This window comes from Pseudovibrio sp. JE062 (genome assembly GCF_000156235.1).
In the GTDB taxonomy this organism is placed as follows: Bacteria; Pseudomonadota; Alphaproteobacteria; order Rhizobiales; family Stappiaceae; genus Pseudovibrio.
The window spans coordinates 185,704-212,640 of record NZ_DS996810.1; the positions used below are offsets into that span (position 1 = coordinate 185,704).

At 50.5% G+C, this 26,937-nt stretch carries 25 protein-coding genes; 15 read left to right on the top strand and 10 right to left on the bottom strand.

Features of this window, described 5'->3' with window-relative positions:
- Positions 1–30: 30 nt before the first annotated feature.
- Positions 31–1,029, bottom strand: a complete 999-nt coding sequence (locus tag PJE062_RS15550) for a carboxylesterase (RefSeq protein ID WP_008550156.1) — start codon at positions 1,027–1,029, stop codon at positions 31–33.
- A 387-nt stretch (positions 1,030–1,416) separates the two neighbouring features.
- Here PJE062_RS15550 and ffh point away from each other — a divergent pair, with 387 nt between their 5' ends.
- The 10 genes from ffh to PJE062_RS15600 all read left to right on the top strand — a co-directional run bounded on the left by ffh (position 1,417) and on the right by PJE062_RS15600 (position 11,496).
- The gene (ffh, locus tag PJE062_RS15555) at positions 1,417–2,973 is read left to right on the top strand and encodes a signal recognition particle protein (protein WP_008550724.1); all 1,557 of its coding nucleotides are present in this window, start codon (positions 1,417–1,419) and stop codon (positions 2,971–2,973) included.
- Positions 2,974–3,291 (top strand): chorismate mutase, encoded by a 318-nt coding sequence (locus tag PJE062_RS15560; protein WP_014283236.1) that lies wholly within the window; start codon positions 2,974–2,976, stop codon positions 3,289–3,291. It abuts the gene before it with no gap.
- A gap of 21 nt (positions 3,292–3,312) precedes the next feature.
- Positions 3,313–3,705: a 30S ribosomal protein S16 gene (gene rpsP / locus PJE062_RS15565; RefSeq protein WP_008550428.1), complete on the top strand. Its 393-nt coding sequence runs from the start codon at positions 3,313–3,315 to the stop codon at positions 3,703–3,705.
- A 36-nt stretch (positions 3,706–3,741) separates the two neighbouring features.
- A complete protein-coding gene (gene rimM, locus PJE062_RS15570; protein WP_008550221.1) occupies positions 3,742–4,299 on the top strand; it encodes a ribosome maturation factor RimM in 558 nt (185 codons plus the stop codon).
- Positions 4,300–4,404: 105 nt separating this feature from the next.
- Entirely contained in the window at positions 4,405–5,109 is a 705-nt protein-coding gene (gene trmD / locus PJE062_RS15575) for a tRNA (guanosine(37)-N1)-methyltransferase TrmD (RefSeq protein ID WP_008550267.1), read from the top strand.
- A 201-nt stretch (positions 5,110–5,310) separates the two neighbouring features.
- Complete coding sequence (gene rplS / locus PJE062_RS15580) at positions 5,311–5,772, top strand: 50S ribosomal protein L19 (RefSeq protein WP_037037373.1); 462 nt, start codon at positions 5,311–5,313, stop codon at positions 5,770–5,772.
- Between the two features lie 771 nt (positions 5,773–6,543).
- Positions 6,544–7,404 carry a metallophosphoesterase gene (locus PJE062_RS15585; RefSeq protein WP_008550293.1) on the top strand — a complete coding sequence of 287 codons (861 nt, stop codon included), beginning with the start codon at positions 6,544–6,546 and terminating at the stop codon, positions 7,402–7,404.
- Positions 7,405–7,708: 304 nt separating this feature from the next.
- The gene (leuC, locus tag PJE062_RS15590) at positions 7,709–9,115 is read left to right on the top strand and encodes a 3-isopropylmalate dehydratase large subunit (protein ID WP_008550589.1); all 1,407 of its coding nucleotides are present in this window, start codon (positions 7,709–7,711) and stop codon (positions 9,113–9,115) included.
- A gap of 224 nt (positions 9,116–9,339) precedes the next feature.
- Positions 9,340–9,945, top strand: coding sequence for an HNH endonuclease (locus PJE062_RS15595; RefSeq protein WP_008550319.1), 606 nt, complete (start codon positions 9,340–9,342; stop codon positions 9,943–9,945).
- Between the two features lie 126 nt (positions 9,946–10,071).
- A complete protein-coding gene (locus PJE062_RS15600) occupies positions 10,072–11,496 on the top strand; it encodes a TadE/TadG family type IV pilus assembly protein (protein WP_198136871.1) in 1,425 nt (474 codons plus the stop codon).
- Between the two features lie 78 nt (positions 11,497–11,574).
- Here PJE062_RS15600 and acs read toward each other — a convergent pair whose 3' ends face one another.
- The 3 genes from acs to PJE062_RS15615 form a co-directional block, all read right to left on the bottom strand.
- Complete coding sequence (acs, locus tag PJE062_RS15605; protein ID WP_037037237.1) at positions 11,575–13,524, bottom strand: acetate--CoA ligase; 1,950 nt, start codon at positions 13,522–13,524, stop codon at positions 11,575–11,577.
- A gap of 176 nt (positions 13,525–13,700) precedes the next feature.
- Entirely contained in the window at positions 13,701–14,099 is a 399-nt protein-coding gene (locus PJE062_RS15610) for a DUF1761 domain-containing protein (protein WP_083416806.1), read from the bottom strand.
- Positions 14,100–14,259: 160 nt separating this feature from the next.
- A complete protein-coding gene (locus tag PJE062_RS15615) occupies positions 14,260–14,862 on the bottom strand; it encodes a glutathione S-transferase family protein (RefSeq protein ID WP_008550553.1) in 603 nt (200 codons plus the stop codon).
- 486 nt (positions 14,863–15,348) lie between these two features.
- Between PJE062_RS15615 and PJE062_RS15620 the strand changes: the two genes are divergently transcribed.
- Together PJE062_RS15620 and PJE062_RS15625 are read left to right on the top strand one after the other, a co-directional pair.
- Positions 15,349–16,692, top strand: a complete 1,344-nt coding sequence (locus tag PJE062_RS15620) for a D-alanyl-D-alanine carboxypeptidase family protein (RefSeq protein WP_008550617.1) — start codon at positions 15,349–15,351, stop codon at positions 16,690–16,692.
- A gap of 70 nt (positions 16,693–16,762) precedes the next feature.
- A complete protein-coding gene (locus PJE062_RS15625) occupies positions 16,763–17,863 on the top strand; it encodes a GTP-binding protein (RefSeq protein ID WP_008550214.1) in 1,101 nt (366 codons plus the stop codon).
- Positions 17,864–17,930: 67 nt separating this feature from the next.
- Here the strand turns inward: PJE062_RS15625 and PJE062_RS15630 are convergent, their stop codons facing one another.
- From PJE062_RS15630 to PJE062_RS15655, 6 genes are all read right to left on the bottom strand, one after another.
- Entirely contained in the window at positions 17,931–18,812 is an 882-nt protein-coding gene (locus PJE062_RS15630; protein WP_037037379.1) for a 3-hydroxybutyryl-CoA dehydrogenase, read from the bottom strand.
- Positions 18,813–18,958: 146 nt separating this feature from the next.
- Positions 18,959–19,888, bottom strand: coding sequence for an electron transfer flavoprotein subunit alpha/FixB family protein (locus PJE062_RS15635; protein WP_008550538.1), 930 nt, complete (start codon positions 19,886–19,888; stop codon positions 18,959–18,961).
- 23 nt (positions 19,889–19,911) lie between these two features.
- Positions 19,912–20,661: an electron transfer flavoprotein subunit beta/FixA family protein gene (locus PJE062_RS15640; protein ID WP_008550195.1), complete on the bottom strand. Its 750-nt coding sequence runs from the start codon at positions 20,659–20,661 to the stop codon at positions 19,912–19,914.
- Between the two features lie 290 nt (positions 20,662–20,951).
- On the bottom strand, positions 20,952–21,527 hold the full coding sequence (locus PJE062_RS15645; RefSeq protein ID WP_008550399.1) for a cob(I)yrinic acid a,c-diamide adenosyltransferase: 576 nt from the start codon (positions 21,525–21,527) through the stop codon (positions 20,952–20,954).
- Positions 21,528–21,551: 24 nt separating this feature from the next.
- Positions 21,552–21,746, bottom strand: coding sequence for a twin transmembrane helix small protein (locus tag PJE062_RS15650; RefSeq protein ID WP_014283219.1), 195 nt, complete (start codon positions 21,744–21,746; stop codon positions 21,552–21,554).
- Between the two features lie 41 nt (positions 21,747–21,787).
- Positions 21,788–22,318 carry a TspO/MBR family protein gene (locus PJE062_RS15655; protein ID WP_208982343.1) on the bottom strand — a complete coding sequence of 177 codons (531 nt, stop codon included), beginning with the start codon at positions 22,316–22,318 and terminating at the stop codon, positions 21,788–21,790.
- 184 nt (positions 22,319–22,502) lie between these two features.
- Between PJE062_RS15655 and PJE062_RS15660 the strand changes: the two genes are divergently transcribed.
- The 3 genes from PJE062_RS15660 to PJE062_RS15670 are packed head-to-tail and all read left to right on the top strand — an operon-like array spanning position 22,503 to position 26,908.
- Complete coding sequence (locus PJE062_RS15660; protein WP_008550686.1) at positions 22,503–23,657, top strand: MFS transporter; 1,155 nt, start codon at positions 22,503–22,505, stop codon at positions 23,655–23,657.
- A gap of 19 nt (positions 23,658–23,676) precedes the next feature.
- The gene (locus PJE062_RS15665) at positions 23,677–24,120 is read left to right on the top strand and encodes a GNAT family N-acetyltransferase (protein ID WP_008550280.1); all 444 of its coding nucleotides are present in this window, start codon (positions 23,677–23,679) and stop codon (positions 24,118–24,120) included.
- A gap of 19 nt (positions 24,121–24,139) precedes the next feature.
- Positions 24,140–26,908, top strand: a complete 2,769-nt coding sequence (locus tag PJE062_RS15670; protein ID WP_008550119.1) for a DEAD/DEAH box helicase family protein — start codon at positions 24,140–24,142, stop codon at positions 26,906–26,908.
- The last annotated feature ends 29 nt before the right edge of the window (positions 26,909–26,937 follow it).

The following is a 26,937-nucleotide window of genomic DNA, read 5'->3' on the forward strand; positions in this document are numbered from 1 at the left end:
GAAATATCAAATCTGAGCACTTTGAAGGTGTTATTGCGAGTAGATGGTTGGCACGCCCAGGGAGTCTAGCCATTCGATGATACCGTTGGAAACCAGCAGATTATTTTCGGGATTGGTGATGTCGCCTGCGATGACATGATGGTTGCCCGAAGATTCTGTGATGAGAAGGCGATGCTTTGGAGCGCCCCAGTTCTCGAAGAATCTGGCTGTGGCTTTCTCATATGAAGTTTCATCGCGAATATCGTAGATGAACATGGTGGGAATGGTTGCGTTTGCGGCATCCAGACTGCCGACCAGTTTGACTGTTTCAGCCAGTGGAAGCAGGGCGGTTGATGGGTAGGCGTTGGTCCACGCGTAGATCTCTTCAAAGTTGGCATTGGGATCTGCGACACGGTACTTGCCCACAATGATGGGCGTATAGAACTCTGCGAGTGGATATGTAAGCAGGGAGGTTCCAGCCGCTGCTAGCTCAAAAACCGGAGACACCAGCACGATGGCTTCAATGTCTTCCTTGAGAGCATGGTCTGTCAGATCCGTCCAGGCGGATAGTGTTCCTCCGAAGGAGGTGCTGATGACGATGACTTTGTTGCCGATGGCCTTTGCGATTGCCAGAGCTTCTGCCAGCGCGTTGAAGTAGTCATCAACTCCGGGTTCTCCCATTGCTGCCGGGGTGCGGGCGTGGCCGGGCAGGCGTGTGTAGTAAAGGTTGGCCTGAATGGAGCTGGCGACCAGATCCGGGACAGGTCTGATCTCGTCTTTACTGGCTGAAAAGCCGTGAATGTAGACGACGGCGTAGTCGGTTTTGGCTTTGGTATCCGGGTTCTGCCAGATGATTTGTTTCTCCAATCCCGGCTTAATATCCTTAAACCGGCTTTCCACCCGCGCAATGTAAGCTTCCGGGTCTTCACCAATGTCGCTTGGGTTGAAGGTTATGGAGGGAGAAACGTAGGTGTTGGCCCAGTAGACCAGAAACCCGGCGATGAGGATGATAAGAGACAATAAAAACAGATACTTATTTCGGAACAGCATCGTTACATCGCCTCTTTTTTCGCTGATTGAGTGCCAGCCTGACTGGAAACGGAGCGTGTCTGTCAGTTTTCCTTTTTATCCAAGCTTATACAATCTCTAGGAAATGGCAGTTTTGCTTGACTCGGCACCTGCTTTCTCGTAGATACCCGAGTTAACTCCTTCGATTTGAATTCTGGAGCCACTGACTGGGACCCGAAAAGGTATAAAGAGATCCCAGAGGTCAACACCCGACAGCGCGATGCGCCCTCGGGTGATTTTTTGCTATGTGCACTTGATTTGGCATGGCAAATTGACTGCGGTGACACCAAATTCATTGAGGAACGAGTGTACAGCGCCGAGGAGTTTTCTTTAGGTGCTTGTGCCGAAACGAGATTTTAAAGGAACGACATGTTCGATAATCTGTCAGATCGCCTAGGCGGTATTCTAGATAAGCTCACAAAACGTGGTGCGCTTTCTGAATCCGATGTTAGTGAAGCGCTGCGCGAAGTCCGCCGCGCGCTCATCGAGGCTGATGTGGCGTTGCCGATCGTGCGTTCTTTCACCGATAAGGTGAAGCATCGCGCTGTTGGTGCAGAGGTTGTTAAGTCCATTAAGCCGGGTCAGATGGTCGTCAAGATCGTTCATGACCAGCTGGTGGAAATGCTGGGTGAGGAATCTCATCCGATCGACCTGAATGCCCCGGCTCCGGTTTGTATCATGATGGTTGGTCTGCAGGGTGCAGGTAAAACCACTGCAACCGGCAAGATTGCTCGTCGTCTGACACAGCGCGACAAGCGCAAAGTTTTGATGGCTTCTCTTGATACGCGCCGTCCGGCAGCGCAGGAGCAGCTGAAAGTTCTGGGTGAGCAGAACGAAATCGACACACTTCCTATCATTGAAGGGCAGCAGCCAGTCGATATCGCCAAGCGTGCGCTGAACGCAGCGAAGCTGGGCGGTTATGACGTTGTCATGCTCGATACCGCAGGTCGCGGCCACATTGATGAGCCTCTCATGGTGGAAATGGAGCAGATCAAAGCTGCATCCAACCCGCATGAAGTTCTGCTTGTTGCTGATGCTCTGACTGGTCAGGACGCTGTAAATCTGGCGAAGAGCTTTGATGAGCGTTGCTCCATCACAGGTATCATGCTGACCCGTATGGATGGTGATGGTCGCGGTGGTGCGGCTCTTTCCATGCGTGCTGTAACCGGCAAGCCGATCAAGCTGATTGGTACCGGTGAAAAATCTGACGCTCTTGAAGACTTCCATCCAAAGCGTATTGCTGATCGCATCCTCGGCATGGGTGACATTGTCTCCCTCGTTGAAAAGGCTGCTGAAGCGATTGATGCGGAAAAAGCCGCAGAGATGGCTCGGAAGATGCAGAAGGGTCACTTTGACCTGAACGATCTTTCTGAACAGCTGAAGCAGATGGAAAAGATGGGCGGAATGTCCGGCATGATGGGCATGCTTCCAGGTGTTGGCAAAATGAAGAAGCAGCTTGCTGCGGCCAACCTTGATGAGAACATGTTCAAGCGCCAGATGGCGATCATCTCTTCCATGACTGCGCAGGAACGTGCGAAGCCGGACCTGCTGAAAGCAAGCCGCAAGAAGCGTATTGCGGCGGGTTCTGGTGTACAGGTTGCTGAAGTTAATAAGCTTTTGAAAATGCACCGCCAGATGGCCGACATGATGAAGGCCATGGGTAAGGGCAAAGGCAAGGGTATGCTTGGCAAGATGATGGGCGCCATGGGTGGCGGCATGCCAGGCATGGGCGGCGGAATGCCGAACATTGACCCTAAAGCGCTGGAGCAGATGGCTAAGTCTGGTCAGCTGCCAGGCGGCATGGAATTGCCTAAAGGATTACCGGGTGGTGGGCTTCCCGGGGGATTGCCAGGTGCTGGCGGCCCTAAATTGCCCGGTCTTGGTGGAGCGCCTGGTTTGCCAGGGCTTGGCAAGGGGAAAAAGTAATTGAGCGAGATCGATAAAACAGAAGAAGCCAAGGTGATCCTTGGTGGACTTCGTTCCAGCATCGACAACATTGACGCTGCTCTGGTGCACATGTTGGCTGAACGGTTTCGCTGCACACAGGCTGTTGGGGAGCTGAAAGCGACCCATGGTCTTCCACCGGCTGACCCGGCCCGTGAAAAACTTCAGATTGAGCGTCTGCGCCGTTTAGCGGCTGAGGCCAATCTTGATCCTGACTTTGCTGAAAAGTTCCTGAACTTCATCGTGAAGGAAGTCATTCGGCATCATGAAGCTATTGCTGCTGAACACAGCACAGACTGAATACCTAGGAGTAACTAAACAATGGCTACAAAAATTCGCCTGGCACGCGGTGGTGCTAAAAAGCGTCCTTTCTACCGCATCGTTATCGCAGACGTTCGTTCCCCACGTGACGGCCGTTTCATTGAAGTTGTAGGTCGCTACAACCCAATGCTGCCAAAAGACGCTGAAAACCGCGTTGAGCTGAACGAAGAGCGCATCAAGCACTGGCTCGGTCACGGCGCGAAGCCAACCGACCGCGTACACCGCTTCCTGGACGCTGCTGGCCTGCTGAAGCGTGAGCCACGCAACAACCCTAACAAAGCAAAACTCGGCAAGAAAGCTCAGGAGCGTCTTGACGAGAAACTTGCTGCAGAAGCTGAAGCAAAAGCAGCTGCTGAAGAAGCAGCGGCAGAAGCAGCAGAAGCTTCCGAATAAGATAAGCATACCCGATCTGATAAGGAGACGCCGGCTATGGCAAACAAGCCTGAAGACCGCATTCTAATGGCTCAGATCGGGGCTGCTCACGGCATACGTGGAGAAGTGCGGGTCAAGCCATTTGGTGATGACCCGCTTTCTTTTGGCGATTATGGCAAGCTGGAAAGCGAAGACGGCAGTCGCAAATTTAAAGTGAAGCGGGCACGCGTCCAGAAAAACGTGGTGGTGACCAAGTTTGAAGGCGTGAATGACCGCAACGAAGCTGAAGCTCTGAATGGGTTGAAGCTTTACATTCCTCGCGAGCGTCTTCCTGAAACGGAAGATGAGGATGAATTCTACCACTCTGACCTTATCGGCCTGAAGGCGCTTGATGAGAACAAAGAGCAGATTGGTACAGTTCTGGCTCTTCTGGACTTTGGTGCTGGCGATCTCATCGAAATCGCACCTAAGAGCGGTAAATCTCTGCTGTTCCCGTTCACCAAAGCAGTTGTTCCTGTCATCAACCTTAAAGAAGGCTTCGTGGAAGTTCATGCTCCTGAAGGCTTTTACGAGGAAGGTGAGAAAGAACCGGAAGACGGCTCAGAGCCTTCCTAACTGGTTGGCATATATCCCGATACGCAGGACGAGCTGAGATCATTACGGTGATTTTTGCTCGTTTTGCATTTAGACCACTCCATTGATTGCTGAAGCAGGACCATCATGAGCTTTCGTGCATCCATTTTGACGTTGTACCCTGAGATGTTTCCGGGAAATCTGGGTATGAGCATGTCCGGGCGTGCGATGGAGCGTGGGGACTGGTCTCTGGATGCGAAGAACATTCGTGACTATGCCACTGATAAGCATCGCTCTGTTGATGATACACCGGCAGGCGGCGGGGCCGGCATGGTTCTGCGTCCGGATATTCTTGGCAAAGCGATTGATGATGTGACGGAAGAGGGTGATACCCGACCACGTCTGCTCATGAGCCCACGTGGCAAGCCGTTTACGCAGGCAAAAGCGCGAGAGTTGGCTGATGGGCCGGGTGTTATTATCGTCTGTGGTCGCTTCGAGGGTGTGGACGAGCGTGTGATTGAAGGCCGTCAGCTCGAGGAAGTTTCCATTGGCGACTACATCCTTTCTGGTGGTGAAGTGGCTGCACATGTGGTTCTGGACAGTATTGTGCGCCTGATCCCGGGTGTGATGGGCAATAAAGAGAGCGGTGAAACCGAAAGCTTTGAGAATGGCTTATTGGAACATCCGCATTACACACGCCCGGTAGAATTTGAAGGCCGAGAGATTCCTGCTGTTCTTAAAAGCGGCAATCATAAACTGATTGACCAGTGGCGTTTGGAGATCTCTGAAAAGATTACTGAAGAACGTCGCCCAGACCTCTGGCAGGAATACTTAAAAAATAGCCGTGGATAGGCTGTTTTCTACACTTTTTTCATGACAAACATAGAAAAATCGGCTAAACCCGCGCCGACTGGAGTGGATTCTGTCTGGCGTTTACCGTTAGGGTCTTAGTTCCACTTCACTTCCCGGCATAATGCCAAGGTTTGGTGAATACGTACCGGTGGCTGGACCATTAGGGACGCTCTGACCAATTGTATAATGGAAGAAACTGCCATGAATATCATTGAGCAGCTCAACGCCGAAGAAATGGCGCGCATCGAAGAGAAGCGTACGCTTCCTGAGTTCTCTCCAGGTGACACCGTACGTGTTCTCGTACGCGTTACTGAAGGTACTCGTACTCGTGTGCAGGCTTATGAAGGCGTTTGCATCGCACGCTCCGGCGGCGGCATCAACGAAAGCTTCACCGTTCGTAAGATTTCTTACGGCGAAGGTGTAGAGCGTGTATTCCCAATCTACAGCCCAATGGTTGAAGGTGTGGAAGTAGTACGTCGCGGTAAAGTCCGTCGTGCGAAGCTTTACTACCTGCGTGAGCGTCGCGGTAAGTCCGCACGTATCGTTGAAGCAACCAACGTACGCGCAAAGCGCCTTAACGAAGAAGCTCGTGCTGCTGCTGCTGAAGCAAAAGCTGCAAAAGCTGCTGAAAAGGCTGCTGAAGCTAAAGGTTCTGCAGAGTAAGATTTACTCTCGGACCGTACTGGTTTCAAAAACCCCGCTGAGAAATCGGCGGGGTTTTTTGCGTTTTGGGCTGGATCTTTTTGCTCTGTTGCTCTTGGGTTTTGTTGTTTGATTGGTCTTGGGTTCAGTCGCTTGCGGTGTCATCCCGGGCGAAGCGTAGCGTAGACCCGGGATGACACCGAGTGGATGGCTTATTGCCTCAAAAAACTTATCCCCATCGCTCGAAACCATGCCCATACTAAAGCCATGCCTGCGCATTCGGGCAGCTGGCGGAGCGTCCGTCGGTACGGTGTGGGCAGGGCGGGGCTATCTGAAGACTTAACGCATCTTCAGGCGGGTCCGTGGAGGTTCCCCTTTCGCCAACAGTGTTGAGGGATAGCGGATGTCCGGCCAAACCAACGGGCGCCAACACTGAGCGTTGAGGCTTTCCAACAGCTGCAACGCTTCCAAGTGTCTTTTGGAGCTTGGCTTTAGCCTCCTGCAAAAACGTCCGGGCAAGGCGTGTAGCCAATGCCGAAGAATTAGTTTCAATAAGTAGCGCAGGTATTGCCTGCCGCCTTGCTCACCCCGATTAACTCGGGAACTCCAGCTTCACCACTGCATGGGATGCCATGTGGTGCCATTGGTGTTTCTAATAGTGTTCAACCAACTGTTTGCAGAGAACTTCACGTAGTTTTTGGGGGGGGCAGGCGAGATGTCTGTCAGAATACAATTAATCAACGTGGGTTAAGCTGGTTTTGGTTGATGGCTGAGCAGGGGATTTGAAACAGAATGGTGATTGCACTCATCATCCTTTTCGTCGTGTTACTCGGCATCTATGCCGTTTTCGTTGAGCCTTGGCTTCCTCCCAAAATCACGCGGCATAAAGTTGTTGTCTCTCCTGATGCTCTTGGCCAGAAACCTTTGCGGCTTGTGGTGCTGACTGATTTGCATGCCTGCTGGCCATGGATGCGGCCAGAGCGGATTAAACGCATCGTTGAACGAGCGAACAGTCTGGAGCCCGATCTCATTACGCTTTTGGGCGATTTTCATACCGCCATGCATCCTCCCTTTGCAAAACCGTTGGCTACAGCTGCCGACTGGGCACAGCCTATGGAGCGTTTAAAAGCCCCTCTGGGCGTGTTTGGTGTGTTAGGCAATCACGATTGGCTGGAAGGTGGTGAAGAAGCCAGAGAGGCGCTGGAAGCCTTCGGTGTGACTGTTCTTGAGAATAAGGCACAGCGCGTGTCGACACGTGGGAACTCCCATGTCTGGATTATCGGGCTGGATGATCAGTATGGAGAAGCCTGCCAGCTGCATGGCAAAGGCCGACGCGATGATCTTGAGGTGGCCTTAAGTCAGGTTGAAGATGACATGGCCCCGCGGATTTTGCTCGCCCATGAGCCGGATATCTTTCTGAAAGCTAAGAAATCCGTAGATTTGACATTGAGTGGGCATACGCATGGGGGGCAGGTTCGCCTGCCGTTTATTGGTGCTTTGACAATACCATCGCGTCTGGACCGGAAGTACGCAAAGGGTGCTTTTGAGGAAAATGGAAGCACTCTCATTGTGAGTAGCGGTTTGGGATGCTCTGGACTTCCCATTCGATTTATGTGCCCACCAGAACTTTTGCTCATAGAAATATATGCTTAGATCGCAATGTATTGCAGCGATGTGGTGGACCCTTTGAAGGCCTTCAATTTGCTATGATTACCTCCTGGTCTTGAGAGAATCTCAAGGCAAAGAAGCTTGATATTTTGGCGATCTGAGAGGATTAATAGAGCCAGTATAGCGGAGGCTTCTGTTGTGACGCCTTTGCATTTTCAAGATTTATGCGGCCGCAGAGAGCTGCAGGTAAAAAGTGAATGATCCTGTTTTCTCGGATCTTGAGCGCTTGGTAGGTGCGATCAGAACTGCGAGAAAAACAAGGATTAGTCGTTTCCAGGAGACAAGCGCAATGTCGCAGGCCAAAACTCTTTACGATAAGATCTGGGACCACCACGTGGTCAGCACGCAAGAAGACGGTACTTGCCTGCTTTACATTGACCGCCACCTGGTACACGAAGTAACAAGCCCGCAGGCATTTGAAGGCCTGCGCATGGCTGGACGTCAGGTTCGTCACCCTAAGCGTACACTGGCTGTTGTTGACCACAACGTTCCAACCACTGACCGTTCCAAGGGCATCGATGACCCTGAGAGCGCGCTGCAGGTTCAGACACTAGCAGACAACGCTGCTGAGTTTGGCGTTGAGTACTACTCTGAGCTCGACCAGCGTCAGGGCGTCGTGCACATCGTTGGCCCGGAGCAGGGCTTTACTCTGCCAGGCATGACGATTGTTTGTGGTGATAGTCATACGTCCACACACGGTGCATTCGGCTCCCTCGCTCACGGTATTGGTACTTCTGAAGTGGAGCACGTTCTGGCAACCCAGACGCTGATCCAGAAGAAGGCGAAAAACCTGCGTGTGACCGTAAATGGTCAGCTGCCTGAAGGTGTTACCGCGAAAGATATCGTTCTGGCGATCATCGGTGAGTTGGGCACTGCTGGTGGCACTGGCTACGTGATCGAATATGCTGGTGAAGCAATCCGTGGTCTTTCCATGGAAGGTCGTATGACCGTTTGTAACATGTCTATTGAGGCTGGCGCACGTGCTGGTCTGATTGCTCCGGATGAGAAGACCTATGAGTACCTGAAGGGTCGTCCGAAGTCTCCAAAAGGCGCAGCATGGGAGCAGGCTGTTTCTTACTGGGAAACCCTGTTCACTGACGAGAATGCTGAATTCGATAAGGAAATCGTTCTGGACGCAGCGAACTTGCCTCCAATCGTGACTTGGGGTTCTTCTCCTGAAGACGTTGTTTCAGTGACTGGTGTTGTTCCAAACCCTGCTGATATCGAAGACGATAACCGCCGTGCTTCTAAAGAACGTGCTCTGGAATATATGGGCGTTGAAGCGGGTCAGAAGATCACTGACATCAAGGTTGATCGTGTGTTTGTTGGTTCCTGTACCAATGGCCGCATCGAAGATCTGCGCGAAGCAGCAGCGGTTGTTAAGGGCAAGAAGGTTGCTGACACTGTGAGCGCGATGATCGTACCGGGTTCCGGTCTGGTGAAAGCACAGGCGGAAGCGGAAGGTCTGGATGAGATCTTCAAGGATGCAGGCTTTGAATGGCGTGAGCCGGGCTGTTCCATGTGTCTGGCGATGAATGCCGACAAGCTGAAGCCGGGTGAGCGTTGTGCTTCTACGTCCAACCGTAACTTCGAAGGCCGTCAGGGCTTCAAGGGCCGTACGCACCTTGTTTCTCCTGGCATGGCTGCCGCAGCGGCGATCGCAGGTCACTTTGTTGACGTGCGCGACTGGAAGTAATCACTGCTAAGAATTCAAAGAGAAGCGGGAGTAGGCGACTATTCCCGCTTTTTTTATTTTGCGGGATTGGCAGCGACCTGATGGATTTTGCCGAGCTAAGCCTCTGATCTGCTTACGCTCTGTCTGAGCGGGCAGGTACCGCGTTTTGAATTCCTTAGGGTAAGAGGCAGTGTCAGACTTCACATAGCTGTCATTTGGGGCCTACAATATCACAGCATCTCAAGATGATTTCCGTTTGGTACTCTAAGCCAGACGAAACTCCGGAGTATGTTGTGAACGCAGTCGTTTCAGAAGGCGCTTTCCCAGCGCTTGTGTTGAATGCAGATTATCGGCCCCTCTCTTACTATCCCTTGTCGCTCTGGGGATGGCAGGAAGCGGTGAAGGCTGTGTTTTTAGACCGGGTGAACATCGTCTCAGAGTATGATCAGGTTGTCCGCAGCCCAAGCTTCGAGTTTCAGCTCCCGAGCGTTGTAGCGCTCAAGTCATTTGTCGAGACTGAGAGAAATCCGGCTTTTACGCGGTTTAACGTGTTCCTGAGAGATAAGTTTCAGTGCCAGTATTGCGGTTCTGAGAGAGATCTGACGTTTGATCACCTTATTCCGCGTAGCAAAGGCGGACTGACGACATGGGATAATGTCATAACAGCCTGCTCGCCTTGTAACTTGCGGAAAGCGAATAAATCCTGGCAGGAAATGAACATGCGCCCTATGCAAATGCCGTTCATCCCACGCGTTCAGGACCTGCATAACAACGGTCGCTTGTTCCCGCCAAACTACCTCCACGAAAGCTGGCTGGATTTCCTTTACTGGGACAGCGAATTGGAGCCGTGATTGCAGTTAATGGTTTGTTAGCCATCTGCCTCAAAACTTCCGATAAAGTTGAGTGATTAATACCCGCGATACCTCCCTTATATTATGCTAGGCATAATTACATGGGCATCGATGGTGGGCATCACGATGGGTTACTTCAAGCAATTCTCCGATCAATTCAAGAAGTTCAATCGCTCCGAAGATGGAGTGGTTGCAGTGCTTGTGGCATTTCTCATGGTGCTGCTTATTGTTTTTGCTGGAATGGCAATTGACTTTGGTTTGGGGTTCAACACCCGAAGGGCAGTTAACCAGGCTTTGGATGCGGCTGTTCTTGCAGTCGCGAACAAACTTTCAACTACAGAACTGAGTTCGAATACGGTTGATAGTTTGATTGATCAGTACTTTGAAGAGAATCTTAAAAACTCAGTCGGTGGAGATGTAGTACATACCAAGCCGGTTGTTACATATGACCCTAAAGGAGACACTGTAGCTGCTACGGCAACAGCAACAGTGAAAACTAGCTTCTTGCCCGTTCTAAAGCTGTTGAACTCTGAATCTGGTGATTTTGGTGAGTTAACAGTCACCAGTAGTTCTACAGCTCGCTTCCCAAAAACAAAGGTTGAAGTGGCTGTTGTTGTTGATGTTACTGGGTCAATGTCAGGTTCTATAGGAAGTCTTAAGACTGCTTCCAGGGATATGCTGGACACTTTATTACCGGATGACAATACGCGATTACAAAGTCGAGTTCGAATATCGTATGTGCCTTACAATGTGGGTGTAAAGCTTGATAAAACTCTGGCAAGAAAAGCAACGTTCGAAAAAAGTCAGTACGGATGTGTTCATGCTCGTGTGCGTGATCTAGCCTATAGCGGTGAAAATCACGATTACGAAGACGAAGATGATGATGAGCGTGTCGACTATATTGGGACCAACTATAGCTGGTGCCCAAATGCTCAAATGGTTCCTTTGACAAATGACCGAACGAAGATTGAGAGTTCGATCAATGCACTTAGAGCGAGTAGTGCAACTGCCGGTCAAATAGGCATTGCGTGGGGATGGTATACTCTATCTCCCGAGTGGAGAGGTTTCTGGCCTACTGAAAGCAAGCCGGACTTTTATGACAATAACGGCGTCAGAAAGTATGCTGTTTTGATGACTGATGGTTCTTTTAATGCATACTATGCTGCTGATTACTCCAAGGCAGATGCAGAACATAAGAAGTTAATCAAAAACAAAAGTGATGTGCAGAATTCGCAAGATCCTATGGATAGCGGCAAGTTAGATGCCGATGATCATAAGAAAATAGCAAGTAAAGTTAAATGGGAGTATGATTACAGCTCAAGTTTGAGTGGTGTTCCTTTTAAGACTGCATCCAACTTATGTAAGAATATGAAAAAAGAAGACATCGTAATTTATACAGTATTCTTTGGGAGTGATTACAAAGGTAAGAAAATCATGGAAGAATGTGCATCAAATTCCGAGACATTTTACCATGCAACCAATCAATCTGCTCTAATTCAGGCGTTCTCAAGTATCGCGAACGACATTAAAAGTATTTATTTGTCTCAGTAAAGTTTGATGCTCATTCAGCAACGAAAAACCCCGCCAGTTCGGCGGGGTTTTGTGTTTTCAGTCTGCTATCTGACAAACCTATACCGTTTCAGCCCGGTTTTGGCGGTTGTCGATTAGGTCGCCTACTACGGTTGGGTCGGCGAGGGTTGAGGTGTCGCCTAGGTTTTCGAAGCTGTCCTCTGCGATTTTGCGAAGGATGCGGCGCATGATTTTACCGCTTCGAGTCTTTGGTAGACCTGGGGCGAACTGAATAAGGTCAGGGGATGCAATTGGGCCGATTTCGGCGCGAACGTGCTTCACCAGTTTCTTTTTCAGTTCTTCAGACGGCTCAAGGCCTTCCATGAGGGTGACATAAGCGTAGATGCCCTGACCCTTCACATCGTGCGGGTAGCCCACTACAGCGGCTTCTGAGACGTCTGGGTGAGCGACGAGAGCGCTTTCTACTTCCGCGGTGCCCATACGGTGGCCGGAAACGTTGATTACATCATCTACGCGGCCTGTGATCCAGTAGTAACCGTCTTCGTCACGGCGGCAGCCGTCACCAGTGAAGTACAGGCCTTTGTAGGTTGCGAAGTAGGTCTGGACGAAGCGCTCGTGATCTCCGTAGACCGTACGCATCTGGCCTGGCCAGCTGTCTGTGATGACGAGGTTACCTTCGGTGGCGCCTTCCTGGAAGTTGCCTTCTGCATCAACGATTGCAGGTTGGATTCCAAAGAATGGTCGGGTTGCAGAGCCTGGTTTGAGGTCTGTTGCACCCGGCAGTGGCGTGATCAGGATGCCGCCGGTTTCCGTTTGCCACCATGTATCCACGATTGGGCAGCGCTGCTCACCAACCACGTTGTGGTACCACATCCATGCTTCTGGATTGATCGGTTCACCAACGGAGCCAAGAATACGGAGGGACTTGCGGGATGTGTTGGTGACGTGCTCATCGCCTGCACCCATCAATGCGCGAATTGCAGTTGGGGCAGTGTAGAAGATGTTGACGTTGTGCTTGTCACAAACTTCCCAGAAGCGACCTGCAGTTGGGTAGGTTGGCACACCTTCGAACATCAGGGTTGTGGCGCCGTTTGCGAGTGGGCCGTAGAGAATGTAGCTGTGGCCTGTGACCCAGCCAACGTCAGCTGTACACCAGTAGACTTCGCCCGGATGATAGTCGAAGACGTATTGGTGCGTCATGGATGCGTAGACGAGGTAACCGCCCGAGGTGTGCATGACGCCTTTGGGCTGCCCTGTGGAGCCAGAGGTGTAGAGGATGAAGAGTGGGTCTTCAGCATTCATTTCAGCTGGCGGGCAGTCTGCTGAGACTTTTTCGATCTCTTCGTGGTACCAAAGGTCACGGCCTTCAGTCATGTTGATGTTGCCACCGGTGCGTTTCGCGACGAACACTTTGTCGACGTTTCCGCATTTCTCGATTGCGCGGTCGGTGTTTTCCTTCAGCGGCACGGTTCTGCCACCGCGAACGCCTTCGTCAGCGGTGATCACGAAGCGAGAGGAACAGTCCTCAATACGGCCTGCAAGGCTGTCTGGTGAGAAACCACCGAACACAACTGAATGCACGGCACCGATGCGGGCACAGGCGAGCATTGCGTAGGCTGCTTCAGGGATCATTGGCATGTAGACAGTGACGCGGTCACCTTTTTTGACGCCATTGGCCAGCAAAACATTTGCGAAGCGATTTACGGCTTCAGAAAGCTGCTTATAGGTGATGGTTTTGCTTTGATCCGGCTCATCACCCTCCCAGATGATTGCAGGCTGATCGCCGCGTTCTGCCAGATGACGGTCAATACAGTTTGCTGCTACGTTCAGCGTGCCGTCTTCAAACCATTTGATGGAAACATTGTGATAGTCATAGGAGGTGTTTTTAACGGTTTTGTAGGGTTTGATCCAATCAATCCGCTTTCCGTGCTCCCCCCAGAATCCGTCGGGATCTTCAACGGACTTGTTGTACATCTCCAAGTACTGCTCGTTGTTGAGCAGGGCGTTTTCGGCAATCTCAGCCGGTACTGGATACACATCACCAGTCATGGTCAATCTCCCCATTTCCTCCACGGGTAATCACATACCCAACTCCTGTGGCGTATTATGGGCAGCTGCCGTTGGGGCGTCTAGCGCTTATGCTTCGAACTTTCGTAGGTCCCGTTCTCTCTAGGTTCGTTTGACCTACGAAAATTCAGCAATAGGCGATTGGTCGAAGTGGTGTTTTATCCGGAAATCAGAGCGTAAACAGCGCCTTGAACCATGAGGACGCCAAGCCAGTGGCCAGCATCGATAAAGGTCAGCATCCATGAAGCGCGTTGAAACTTGTGATTGACGATAAGGCCAGTCAGAACAAACCCGCCCCAAATCACGATAGCTGCAGTGATGCCGCTGATGATGGTGACTGATCCTGAATAAACAAGAATTCCGGCCAGTACGAAGGCCATGATCATTTCGCAGAGAAAAGTGACGACGTAGGTAGAAGGCGACATCTGAACATCTTCTTCAGAGATGCCGACAGCTTTCATCCATGAATATGAAAGTACATAGTACCAAATAGAACCGAAAATATATGAGGCGATTCCAGCGGCAAGCACACCCGGTAAGTAAATTCCTTCAATCATATCAATACACCCTGTATAAGATATGGTGTGCACATGATTTAGTATTTCTTATCTGGGAAATGTATTGAAAATATTGGGAGGCATCAAGGGCAGGTGAAATGAATTAGCCTTTGAATGCTTTGGGAGAGGGTGGTGAGCTCCACCCTCTTTTTTACGATAATCAGAGTTGAGCAAGTGCTTTTTCGTTGGCTTTTGCCAGAGCAGGTCGGGCTAAAACTCTTGAGAAATAGTCGCTTACTGGGCCTTCAGGCCACTCGAACTTGGAAACTTTGGCCCAGAATGCGCAGTGTCCAATGATGATGTCGGCAATGGTGAAGGTGTCTCCCATCGCCCATGTGTTTCCATTTAGGCGTGCTTCCAGGTATTTCATCGACCTCGCCCATTCGAAGCGACAGGCTGGTTTGATGTCGGGGACGCGCTGATCTTCCGGGTGAATGAATGAGTGTTTTGCAGCCATCCAAAGGATTGAGTCCATCTCATCCAGTGCAAAGTTTGTGAAACTGTCCTGTTGGGCACGTTCCAGAGTTCCAGCAGGGAAGGAAAGGCCTGAATGTTTGTCTGCCAGATATGTGCAGATGGCTGTTGAATCGTAAATGGTTTCATCGCCGATGATCAGGGCAGGAATTTTGCCTGAAGGATTTACGGCATAAACATTTTCATGGTGCGGTTTACTTGGAACGACCTCGTAAGGCAGACCCAGCTCTTCCAAGAGCCACAAAACCCGCATGGTTCTTGATTGCGGGTGTCCAATAACTTTGTACATGAAATCCTCCTCATTTCCCTGATCATCGGTGGGCTTTGACGAAAAGGGAAGCCTCGTTGTTTGAGACTTGAGGATAAGAGCGGATGATTTGAACGGAGAAGCAGTTAATCTGGATAGTTGATTGACAGTTAGACTGAAAGTTATGGCTTTCCTTGCTCTCTGCATAGGTTACCCCTCACAACTGAAGGGGTGATTGCTACAGTGTCTCTTTGATAGCCTGATTTCATAAAATAACCATCAGAAGAAATTCCTCTGAAATGTTTGGAAATGGCGGTCTTTTGCTGATAATGTCGCCCCCAATATTTCAGGAGAGACACCAAATTCTATTCCCGGTGTCTGGTGACATAGTTTTTATTGTTTACCGTTACAGTGTTGCCCATCGATAGCTTGGGCCGTTCATGGAATTAAACTGGCAACGAAGCTATCGACGTCAGCGATGCAAAGGGTGCTTGCTGCAAATATTGGTAGGCGTGGAGCGACAATATCGTGAATTTTTCAGTTTATTGGATTACGCAGAAGGTTCGATTTCTTGCTGTTTTCGCGGTAGCTCTGGGCTCATTGCTCTCAACGGCTCGTGCTGATATCGCTGCCTGGTTGCTGATGGATGCTGATAATGGACAAGTGCTTGAGCATAATGCTGCTTTTGATCGCTGGTATCCTGCTTCTCTCACCAAAATGATGACTGCTTATGTGGCTTTTCAGCATATCTCCCGAGGGGATATGGCGATGAGCGATATGGTGATGGTCTCTCAAAATGCACTCAATCAGCCGCCGAGCAAGATGGGTTTCAAGGTTGGAACTACTATCACGCTTGATAATGCGTTGAAGATGATTCTTGTGAAGTCTGCTAATGATATCGCGGTTGCTGTTGCTGAGCGGGTTGGGGGGACTGAAGAAAACTTCATCACCATGATGAATGCTAATGCGCGTCGTATGGGCATGTTGCACACCAACTTCGTGAACCCGCATGGTTTGCCAGACAATCGTCAGGTCACCACTGCGCGGGATATGGCTATTCTTGCGCGAGAGCTTTGGAACAAGTTTCCGCAGTATCGTTCTTACATGAGCCATCCGGGAATTCGCTTTGGACGCAGAACGTTTCGGTCAGGTAATAGAGACTTTCTGCTGCGGACAGCTGGCGCGAACGGTATGAAAACCGGCTATATTTGTAACTCCGGCTTCAATGTTGCGACCTCGGCCACGCGAAATGGCAGGACTGTTATTGCGATTGTTTTGGGGGCAGCTTCCAGCCTAGAACGGTCTGCTTTTGCCAAGAAGCTGATTGATTCCGGTTTTAAGAAGACTACTGGAACGAACATTGGAGTCTTCCGGGGTAGCGGTAAACAAGCCCCGCCTAAAGACAGATATTGCAAGCGTAATGCCAAACCAACGGCTCAGCAGCTGGTGGATCGATTTGGCAGTAATCGTGGCTCTGCAAGCATGATGGCCTATGCGGATGCTGGCAGCCCGAGCCCGAAAGGAAAATCCATTCGCCTTTCCAAAAAGAAGGTGAACTGGGGGCTGGTTTTTGAAGAGATCTTGGGACCTCAGCTGAAGTCCTATGCACCGGTGACCGTTCGTGTTGGTAATGAGCATCCTGTTGTTGCGCTTAAGAAAATGGGCAACGCAGTACCGATGCCGACACCGAAGCCAGGATCAAAGGGTAGTTTGGAGAGACAGCCGATTGGCGGTATTCAGCAGCCTGTTCTGAATGTGCCAGTGGGTAAGGGGGCTTCGCTGCAGCCATTAAAGTCCAGCTCTAAACGAGATTTGTTTGGCAGCCCGGGTGGGCTCTATGCTAATACGCCTGTCTTCGGTAAAACGCAGTAACCGTAGCTACAGGCAGTGCAGAATTATGGCTAGTACCCAAGAGAGGCGGAGTCCGCCAACACCAATCCCGATGAGCGTCATTACCGGCTTTTTGGGAGCAGGCAAAACAACGCTTCTTAACCGCATTCTCAAAGAGCCAGTTCTGGAGAATACTGCCGTTATCATCAATGAGTTTGGTGAGATTGGACTGGATCATCTGCTGGTCGACACCATTGATGATGGCATTATTGAGCTCTCATCCGGTTGTTTGTGCTGCACTATTCGTGGTGATCTGATCAACACGCTGGAAGATATTCTGCGCCGTATTGATAATGGTCGGATGAAGAAGATCGACCGTGTGATAATTGAAACCACCGGCTTGGCTGATCCTGCACCCGTGCTTCATACTGTGATGCTACATCCTTATCTCGTTATGCGATATCGCCTTGATGGAGTGGTGACGCTTGTGGATTCGGTCAATGGTCTTGATACCATTCACTCTCACGAAGAGGCGGTGAAGCAGGTTGCTGTTGCGGATCGTATTGTTCTGACCAAAACCGATTTGGAAGAGCCTTCTGACGGGCTGATGGCGGAGCTGAAGCATCTGAACCCGGGTGCAACTGTGCTGAAAGCGCAGGATGGGTCTGCAACTGCGGCAGCCCTCATCAATTGTGGTCTTTACAATCCTGAGACCAAAATCCCTGATGTGCAGAAGTGGCTCAAAGAAGAAGCTTATAAGGAAGAGCATAGCTCTCACGGTCGTCACCATCATCATGGTGACGGGCACGATCATGATCCGAACCGCCACGGCAAGGATGTGCGTGCATTCACGTTGGAAACGGATCGTGCCGTTTCAAATGCGGCGCTGGAGATGTTTCTGGATCTGCTTCGTTCTGCGCATGGCCCTAAGTTGTTGCGCGTTAAAGGGATTATAAAAACTGTAGAGCATCCAGAACAGCCTTTGGTGATCCATGGGGTGCAGCATGTGTTCCATCCACCTGCACGGCTTGCTGAGTGGCCTGATGAGGATCAGAGAACGCGTCTTGTGTTCATCACCAAGGGCTTGTCTGAGGGCTTTGTGAAGAAGATGTTTGATGCCTTCACCGGTGGTGTGGCTGCAGACACGCCGGATCAGACTGCGATGATGGACAATCCGCTTTCTATCGGCGGGTTCAGCGGTACGTTTAAATAAACGACTGATTTGACCTAATAAAAAAGCCCGCTCATTTGGCGGGCTTTTGTGTTTCTGCAGTGCGCTCTTAGCGGGTTGGAACAGGCACTTCACCGCGGTAGTCGTAGAAACCACGCTGGGTTTTGCGGCCAAGCCAGCCAGCCTCAACGTACTTCACCAGCAGTGGGCATGGGCGATATTTGGTGTCTGCCAGGCCTTCGTAGAGCACCTGCATGATGGAGAGGCAGGTGTCGAGGCCAATAAAGTCAGCCAGCTGCAGTGGACCCATTGGGTGATTTGCACCCAGACGCATTGCTGTGTCGATTGCTTCAACAGAGCCGACACCTTCATAGAGGGTGTAGATCGCTTCGTTGATCATTGGCAGCAGAATACGGTTCACCATGAATGCTGGGAAGTCTTCTGAAACTGCAATGGTCTTGTTCAGGCCAAGGGTGTAGCCCTTGGAAATTTCAAAGGTTTCATCGCTTGTTGCAATACCACGCACGAGCTCTACGAGTTCCATCACTGGAACCGGGTTCATGAAGTGGATGCCGATGAACTTTTCCGGGCGGTCTGTTGCGGATGCAAGACGCGTGATGGAAATGGAAGAGGTGTTTGAGCCAAGGATAGCATCTGGTTTCAGAACCGGACAAACGCTCTGGTAAACCTTGCGTTTGATCTGTTCGTTCTCGCTCACCGCTTCAACCACGAGGTCTGCATCGCCAAGAGCGGAGACATCTTCAGAGGTTTTGATGCGGGTAAGAGCAAGATCACGCTCTTCTTCGGTGATGGTACCCTTAGAGATCTGACGGGCCATATTGCCGTTGATGCTGGCAAGACCATTGTCGATACGATCCTGATCGATATCGTGAAGGATTACATCATAACCAGCCAAAGCACTAACGTGTGCGATGCCATTGCCCATTTGACCGGCGCCAATTACACCGACTTTCTTTACTTCGACCACCATTGTCAGATCCAAATTCTTACAAGCACTCTCTAAACGTGCTTTGACGTTCTCGTAACAACATACATCGCAAGTCTTGCTTCAAACAGCAAGAACCCCAGAATGAAATATTAACATCCCGGGGTTCCTGAAAAGCTAATCAAATATGATTAGAGGGCTTTTTCCAGTTCAGGAAGAGCCTCGAACAAGTCTGCGACCAGTCCATAATCAGCAACCTGGAAGATTGGTGCCTCTTCGTCTTTGTTGATTGCGACGATGATCTTGGAATCTTTCATACCTGCAAGGTGCTGAATTGCACCGGAGATGCCACAGGCAATGTAAAGATCAGGTGCGACGACCTTACCGGTCTGACCAACCTGCCAATCGTTTGGTGCGTAACCAGCATCAACAGCAGCGCGGGATGCGCCGATTGCTGCGCCGAGCTTGTCAGCAACTGGAGTGATGACTTCGTTGAACTTCTCTTCAGAACCGAGAGCACGACCACCGGAGATGATGATCTTAGCGCCAGCCAGTTCAGGACGATCGGAAGCAGCGATTTCTTCACCTACGAAAGAGGAGATTGCCGGATCAGCAGAAGCTGCAGCAGCTTCAACTGGTGCGGAACCACCTTCAGCAGTTGCTGCGAAGGATGCTGTACGAACAGTCAGAACCTTCTTTGCATCAGCAGATTGTACGGTCTGGATTGCGTTGCCTGCGTAGATTGGACGCTTGAAAGTGTCCGCAGATTCAACGGCGATGATGTCAGAGATCTGCATTACGTCGAGCTTTGCAGCAACGCGTGGCAGAGTGTTCTTGCCGTTGGTTGTCGCAGCAGAAACGATTGCATCGTAGTCACCTGCGAGAGCAACAATCAGATCGCCAACTGGTTCAGCAAGCTGATGCTCGTAAGCTGCATCGTCAGCGACGAGAACTTTAGCAACGCCGGACAGTTTGGAAGCAGCTTCTGCTGCTGCACCACAGTCTTTACCAGCAACGAGGATGTGAACGTCGCCGCCCATTTCAGCAGCTGCAGTCAGCGCTTTAGCGGTTGCTTCGTTCAATGCAGAATTTGAATGTTCAGCCACAAGAAGCGTGGTCATATTACTAACTCCTTTGACCTGTCTTAGAGAACGCCAGCTTCGTTTTTGAGCTTGTCGACCAGCTCTTCAACGGAACCTACTTTGACGCCTGCCTTACGTGCTTCAGGTTCAGCAGTGTTCAGAACCTTTAGGCGAGGGGTTGCGTCTACACCGAAGTCTGCGAGAGTTTTCTCAGCAATCGGCTTCTTCTTTGCCTTCATGATGTTTGGCAGAGAAGCGTAGCGAGGCTCGTTCAGACGCAGATCGGTGGTAACAATAGCTGGCATGTTCAGCTTAACAGTCTGCAGGCCGCCATCGATTTCGCGGGTGACGTCTACAGTGTTGTCGCCGAGGTCAACCTTGGATGCAAAGGTGCCCTGTGCCCAGCCCAGAAGTGCAGCAAGCATCTGGCCAGTCTGGTTGCAGTCATCATCGATGGCCTGTTTGCCGAGGATGACGAGACCTGGCTCTTCTTCCTCAACGATGCCTTTGAGAACTTTTGCAACAGCAAGCGGCTCAACTGTGTCGTCAGTCTGAACCAGAATACCGCGGTCAGCGCCCATTGCGAGGCCGGTGCGGATGGTTTCAGTTGCCTGCTTAGGGCCGATGGAAACAACAATGATCTCAGTTGCTTTGCCGGCTTCTTTTAGTCGGAGTGCCTCTTCAACGGCGATTTCGTCGAATGGGTTCATGGACATTTTGACGTTTGCCAGTTCAACGCCAGAGCCGTCCGCCTTCACGCGAACTTTTACGTTATAGTCAACGACCCGTTTTACGGGCACGAGAATTTTCATGTTCCTAGAACCTCCACTAGAAAAACAGGGGAGTTTGCGTCGTAACCTAGTTGTTCAGACACTCTTTCCGCCGGGCTACCAGAGCCAAAAGGGAATGCATATTGCATTGCAATTGCGGCGACCGTAATGAGCTATTTTGGGGCTGTCAACGATCGCCTAGGGTAAATAGGTATTGGGTTTCAACCAATGTATAAGGCCTAGTGGCCTTAAGGTGAAGATAGTTGTCCATAAGTGTTGATAGTTTACCTATTCGTCAAGCACCTTTGGTCGATTTCTTAATCAAAAAATCGCTATCTGTTTTTGCCTGCCACCCACAAAACATCGCCTTCACCCTTCAGATTTGCGTAGCGAGACGCAACAAAGAAGAGGTCAGAGAGGCGATTGAGGTATTGCAGGGCTTGCTTGTTGACCTTCTCTTTTTGGTAGAGCGCGGCAACGAGGCGTTCTGCACGGCGAGAAACCGTTCTAGCCTGATGCAGGTATGTCGCCAGCGGTGTTCCACCCGGTAAGACGAATGATTTCAACGGGGTAAGCTCAACATTCATCTGGTCAATTGCGTCTTCCAGAGCGCTGACCTGATTTACTGTAATGCGCAGCGGCTCGTATCCGAGGTCTTCGCCGGTATCCGGGGTTGCCAGATCGGCGCCGAGATCGAACAGGTCGTTCTGAATGCGGCCGAGAAGTTCGTCCAGCACGGGCATCTCTTTGGATGCATGCAGGCGAACAATGCCGACAATAGAGTTGGTTTCGTCAACGGTTCCATAGGCTTCGATACGCAGATCGTGCTTTTGTCTGCGCTCGCCGCTACCCAGAGCAGTGGTGCCGTCATCGCCAGTTTTTGTATAGATCTTATTGAGGGTGACCATTTTCTACCGTTTCAAACCAAAAAATCAGGATGTGCTTGCCAGATAAACAGAGAGCATAATCAATATGATAGCCGCGAACTGCAGCAGAACGCGATATCTCATCAGCTTTTGCGAGCGATTAGGATCTCCGCCGCGCATCATGTTCCAGAGGCCGAGAGCGAGGACCAGAGCGACGGCGAGAAGGGCAATAGGAACCAGAGTGGCAACAATACCGCTCATTAAAATCTCCAATCATTGAACACCTCTGTTGAGGCGTCGGATTAATTCAGAACCACAATAGAGACATTAAGGATGGCTGCAAAGCTAACCCAAAGGAGATAGGGCAGATATAGCCATGCTGCAAAGGTTTGCGCTCTATAAAACAGGCGGAAAGTGAAAAAACTTAGCGCGAGCAAGATGATAAGGACAACGAGACCTAAAGTGGGGTTTTGTTGCCCAAAGAAAGCCCAGGACCAAATTCCGTTTAAAAACAACAGAATAACGAAAGTTATCTGAAGGCTCGTTTTTGCCGGTCTCCCGGCTGCATCATTGGTACCAGTCTGTTGAAACTCAGTGGCCAGCCAGATGCTGATGGCAAGAAGTGTGTAAAGAACAGACCAAACCGGTGCGAAAAGCCAGTCTGGTGGATTGAAGGATGGCTTGGTGAGGGAGGCATACCACTCCGGAATGGCCGGTGCGGTGACGATGCCGCCGTAAGCTGCTGTGGCGTAACACAAAAGTCCCCATCCAACGAGACGACTCCAGACAACTCTGTTCTTTAACTTGGCTTTTGTGGTGTCGCTTAAGGGCACGGACATTCCTTTTGAAAGGTTTTGTGCGAAATTGCGTTTTTTACGCTTATTTCCGCGTTGGTTTGCGTTGTTACGTCAGCGGGCAGCATAACGATGTATTAGGTGCTCTACACAGCTTGCATTTTTCTAAAATATCACGCTAGATATTTATATTAGTCGTTTCTCTCTCTTCAAAGCTTTCCCCATGACACAACAAGCAGTGCTCGGTGCGCGCGATGTGAATCTTATTCGCGGCGTCTTCTTTCTTCAACCTATAGCGCTTGGCGCCTGGTTTCCACGTATCGCAGAAATTCAGCAAAGACTTCAGGTGAGTGAAGGGGAGTTTGCGCTGGCTCTTGTCGGTATGCCGGTGGGCCTGCTGATCATGCTGATGTTTGCTGGTCGGTTGACCGAGAAGTTTGGTGCGCGCCAGCTTCTGATCATTGGCTTGTTTGCGTTCATCTGCCTGATGCCGCTGCCGACTCATGCGGGTTCCATTCTGGAGTTGTTTGTTTATCTGGCGGTTGTTGGTAGTTCGCTGGCGTTTGTTGAGCTCTGCATGAACGTGATTGCGGATAAGACGGAGCGGAAGAGTGGGCAGCTGATTATGTCTGGCTGTCATGGCTTGTGGAGCTTGGGCGTGTTGGTGGGTAGCCTGATTAGCTCCGGGTTCTCCTGGGTTGGCTATGGGCCGTCTGAGAGCATCCTGATGGTGAGCGGGATGGCGTTGCTGCCTGCGCTGTTTACTTCCTACAGTCTGACAGAAGGGCGGGAGCCTGATGTCGCTGAGAAGTCCGAGGATGGCTTCCAGATGCCAAGTGGCGCGCTGGTTGCCGTTTGCTTCTTCGCGTTTGGCATCACCATGACCGAAGGTGCGATTGCGGACTGGTCTGCGATTTATGTGACTGATCTGTTCGATCTTTCCGCAGGATATGCAGGTATTGCCTACAGCACCTTTGCGATGATGCTGACCTTTGGCCGCCTGACGGGTGACTGGTTGCGGTCCCGTGTTGAGGTTCAGGTTGCTGCCGCAGGCATTGTTGTTCTCGCGCTCATTGGTGTCGGCATTCTGGTGTTCTCACCGAACTACGCTGTGTCTCTGCTTGGTTTTGGTCTGGTTGGCCTTGGTGTTTCCGGCGGCTTTCCGCTGGCAGTGACCGCTGCTGCTGAAAAGTCGGGCCGTTCTGCTGCCGCCAATGTGGGCCTGATGACTCAGATCGCGCTCGGTGGTTTCCTCGTTGGTCCGCTCGTCATCGGTTATGCGGCTGATCATCTTGGCATTCAGGGGGGCTTCATGCTGATGCTTCCTGCTCTTGTGCTGAGCCTGTTTATGAGCCGGTCTCTGATTAAGCGTGGGTGAGGGAGACGAGATGCGAGCGATGGAGATTAGTTTCCAAAGCATTCCGGCAAAGCTCACCTATCAGCTTCGTCAGCAGGTGCTTTGGCCGGACTCACCGATTGAGCGCGTTATGGTGCCGGAAGATCACCAGGCTCTTCATATCGGCGCCTTTGAAGAGGAGAACCTGATTGGCGTCGGGTCTTTCTTCTTTGATCTCCCGTCCGTGAGGCTGCGAAAGCTGGCTGTTCTGCCAGAAAAACAAGGGTGTGGTATCGGAAGCAACCTCATCCGTTTTGCAGCAAGCCAACCCGAATTGCAAAAGGCAGATTACATCTGGTGCGACGCAAGAAAAGACGCCGCTTCATTCTACCAACGCCTTGGTTTTCAGATTGAAGGAGATACCTTCGAGAAGTTTGGTGTAAGTTACCTACGCGCCCGCACCAAGATTGCTGAGCTTACTGGGGAAGTGGCGCTTTCTTTTTAGATATAATTCAACTGATTACATGTCGTTTAATGAACTGAAATTCCAAGCATCATGGCGTGAGTATCAAGAGCGTGTTCTTGCTGAACTGGATACTCACCTGGATGATGATCATTTGCATGTTGTTGCTGCACCGGGATCAGGCAAAACTGTTCTTGGTTTAGAAGTTATGAGGCGGATAGGGCAGCCTGCTATTATCCTTGCTCCAACAATAACAATCCGCAACCAATGGATAGACCGTCTGACATCCATGTTCTTGCCTGACGGTGTTGAGAAGCCAAGTTGGATTTCTAAGGATATCAGGAACCCTAGATTTCTGACTGTTATTACCTATCAAGCGCTTCACGCTGCATTTTCAAACCAAGACATTGATGAAGAGCTTCAGGATGTTGAAGACGAAGCAGATGATAAACCGCAGATCAAATGCTCCAAGTCTGTTGATATAAACGCTCTTCTTGCAGCACAAAACATTCAGGTTCTGGTGCTTGATGAAGCACATCATTTGCGGAATGAATGGTGGAAGGCGCTTATCAAGCTGAAAGGTACCTTATCTAAACCAAAGATAGTCTCGCTAACAGCTTCTCCTCCCTATGATGTGGACTACAGGGAATGGCAAAAATATGAGGAACTGTGCGGTCCAATCGATGCAGAAATCTCCGTTCCTGAACTGGTTAAGCGTGGTGATCTGTGCCCCCATCAGGATTATGTCTATTTTGCTCTGCCAACACAGAATGAAGCCCGCAAACTGTGGGAGTTCAAGCGAGGTATCTCCGAGTTTTATCGGAAGCTTGTAACCAGCAAACGCTTTCTGGAAGCAATCTCTAAGCACCCCTGGGTGCGCGATACGGATCAATGTGTAGACGATATTCTGGAAGAACCGCAGTACTTCTCATCCATTATCATTTTCCTGAATGCGATCGGTTTTCCACCTCCTGATGCTGCCTTGCAGATTTTGGGTGCACAGAGTTCCAATATCCCTGAGTTCGATCATGTTTGGCTGGAAGTGTTGCTCACGAACGTTCTTTACACGCATGCCGATGACTTTTCAGAATACGAAGATCTGTTGGCCGGAATGCGCCGAGAACTGAAGAGCTTAGGTGCTATTGAGCGCAAGAAGATCAGGATCAGCAACACCAAGGAAATTAAGAAGCTGCTTGCCTCAAGTATGGGTAAGATGGAAGGCATAGAAAAGATCACACGAGCGGAAGCAACCAGTCTTGGGAATAATCTGCGATTGGTTATTCTGGCGGACTATATTCGGGCTGCTGAGCTTCCATCCAGCGCAGAAACTATTCGCCCGATTAAGAAAATCGGAGTTGTTCCGATTTTTGAGTACCTGCGGCGTGAGGGAATTTCCAAGATTAAGCTTGGTGTGTTGACTGGATCCCTGATCATCATCCCGAAAAGTGCCGTCTCAATATTGGAGAGAGTGGCACAGGAAAGTCATATAGACCCCACACATATCCGGTTTTCTGAGTTGGCCCATGATACGGCTTTCGTTCAGGTGCATATCTCCGGCGAGCAGAAACAACGCATCGTCCACTTGATAACAGAGGTTTTTAACGCAGGTGGAATAACGACGCTTGTGGGCACACAAGCCTTGCTAGGTGAGGGATGGGATGCACCCTCAGTTAATGCGCTCATACTTGCCAGCTTTGTCGGATCATTCATGCTCTCTACTCAGATGAGAGGGCGAGCAATTCGTATTGATCCGAAACAACCAGACAAGACTGCAAATATCTGGCACCTTGCTTCAGTTGATCTGAAAAGTTTGAGGGAGCAGCTCAATCTGAGCGACGAAGATAAAGAAGCGTCCAAGCAATATGCTCCAGACCCGTTTGATGATCTGTCACAAGATCTGGGAGAAGACATAAATCTCTTAAAGAGACGATTTCGTGCCTTTGAAGGGGTGACTTACAGTGAGCCCCCGGTGATTGAAAATGGGGTACGGCGGCTCGATCTTGCGAAGGTAAAATGGCGCGCCGGTTCAGTCGATGAGCTTAATCAGCTAATGCTAAGTAGGGCGGCGGCGAGAGCATCCCTTCATGACAAATGGAAGGCAGCGCTTGTTGGGTCGAGTCCACGCCCTGAAATGCGTGAGAATGTAGTCACAAACTCTGGGCCTGAAGGCTTTATGCTTCTGAATACCCTAAGGTTTCTGCTGTTTTCAACGTTTTGGATTGTTATATTCTTGATTGCTCAAATCTTGGCGGGGTATCGAGATGGGATGAGCTTGCCAGTGATGCTTATCGTAGGTGCATTACTATTAGCCTATTATATTGGTCCTGAGCTTATGAAGGCTCTTCGCCTCACAGTTCGAAATGGAACAATTGAGAACTCTGTTGAGCAGGTAGGGCAGAGTGTGTTGGAGACCTTGAGGTTCATGGGCGTCGTGAGGACCAACCCCAAACACCTACGTTTTCAATCAGTTCAGAAAGGCTCAGGGATTGTATATTGTCGGCTGGAGGGAGCCACCACATCGGAAACCCGCCAGTTTCTAGAGGCAATGCAGGAGGTTCTGGGCCCGTCAGATAATCCGCGCTATTTGCTTGTTCGCCCATCCAGACTTTTTGGCCTTTCCCGAACGGATTATCATCCAGTTCCCAAGCTGATCGGGCAATCAAAAAAGAATGCCGAGTATTTTGCGCAGAGGTGGGAGCACAACGTGGGTCGTTCGGACCTTGTTTACACTCGCAGTTCTGAGGGACGCCATGTGCTTCTAAAAGCACGAATGAAATCCTTTGCTTCCGGCTTTCAAAAGAAAACAGATCGACGAAGTGTTTGGGAGTAGTTGCTCTTACTCCTCCGTCTTTTTCTTAG

Bases quoted from the DNA above. Each gene is read 5' to 3' on its own strand.
- PJE062_RS15550 (WP_008550156.1), bottom strand. From the start codon at position 1,029: ATGCTGTTCCGAAATAAGTATCTGTTTTTATTGTCTCTTATCATCCTC.
- ffh (WP_008550724.1), top strand. From the start codon at position 1,417: ATGTTCGATAATCTGTCAGATCGCCTAGGCGGTATTCTAGATAAGCTC.
- rpsP (WP_008550428.1), top strand. From the start codon at position 3,313: ATGGCTACAAAAATTCGCCTGGCACGCGGTGGTGCTAAAAAGCGTCCT.
- rimM (WP_008550221.1), top strand. From the start codon at position 3,742: ATGGCAAACAAGCCTGAAGACCGCATTCTAATGGCTCAGATCGGGGCT.
- trmD (WP_008550267.1), top strand. From the start codon at position 4,405: ATGAGCTTTCGTGCATCCATTTTGACGTTGTACCCTGAGATGTTTCCG.
- rplS (WP_037037373.1), top strand. From the start codon at position 5,311: ATGAATATCATTGAGCAGCTCAACGCCGAAGAAATGGCGCGCATCGAA.
- PJE062_RS15585 (WP_008550293.1), top strand. From the start codon at position 6,544: ATGGTGATTGCACTCATCATCCTTTTCGTCGTGTTACTCGGCATCTAT.
- leuC (WP_008550589.1), top strand. From the start codon at position 7,709: ATGTCGCAGGCCAAAACTCTTTACGATAAGATCTGGGACCACCACGTG.
- PJE062_RS15595 (WP_008550319.1), top strand. From the start codon at position 9,340: ATGATTTCCGTTTGGTACTCTAAGCCAGACGAAACTCCGGAGTATGTT.
- PJE062_RS15600 (WP_198136871.1), top strand. From the start codon at position 10,072: ATGGGTTACTTCAAGCAATTCTCCGATCAATTCAAGAAGTTCAATCGC.
- acs (WP_037037237.1), bottom strand. From the start codon at position 13,524: ATGACTGGTGATGTGTATCCAGTACCGGCTGAGATTGCCGAAAACGCC.
- PJE062_RS15610 (WP_083416806.1), bottom strand. From the start codon at position 14,099: ATGATTGAAGGAATTTACTTACCGGGTGTGCTTGCCGCTGGAATCGCC.
- PJE062_RS15615 (WP_008550553.1), bottom strand. From the start codon at position 14,862: ATGTACAAAGTTATTGGACACCCGCAATCAAGAACCATGCGGGTTTTG.
- PJE062_RS15625 (WP_008550214.1), top strand. From the start codon at position 16,763: ATGAGCGTCATTACCGGCTTTTTGGGAGCAGGCAAAACAACGCTTCTT.
- PJE062_RS15630 (WP_037037379.1), bottom strand. From the start codon at position 18,812: ATGGTGGTCGAAGTAAAGAAAGTCGGTGTAATTGGCGCCGGTCAAATG.
- PJE062_RS15635 (WP_008550538.1), bottom strand. From the start codon at position 19,888: ATGACCACGCTTCTTGTGGCTGAACATTCAAATTCTGCATTGAACGAA.
- PJE062_RS15640 (WP_008550195.1), bottom strand. From the start codon at position 20,661: ATGAAAATTCTCGTGCCCGTAAAACGGGTCGTTGACTATAACGTAAAA.
- PJE062_RS15645 (WP_008550399.1), bottom strand. From the start codon at position 21,527: ATGGTCACCCTCAATAAGATCTATACAAAAACTGGCGATGACGGCACC.
- PJE062_RS15650 (WP_014283219.1), bottom strand. From the start codon at position 21,746: ATGAGCGGTATTGTTGCCACTCTGGTTCCTATTGCCCTTCTCGCCGTC.
- PJE062_RS15660 (WP_008550686.1), top strand. From the start codon at position 22,503: ATGACACAACAAGCAGTGCTCGGTGCGCGCGATGTGAATCTTATTCGC.
- PJE062_RS15665 (WP_008550280.1), top strand. From the start codon at position 23,677: ATGGAGATTAGTTTCCAAAGCATTCCGGCAAAGCTCACCTATCAGCTT.
- PJE062_RS15670 (WP_008550119.1), top strand. From the start codon at position 24,140: ATGTCGTTTAATGAACTGAAATTCCAAGCATCATGGCGTGAGTATCAA.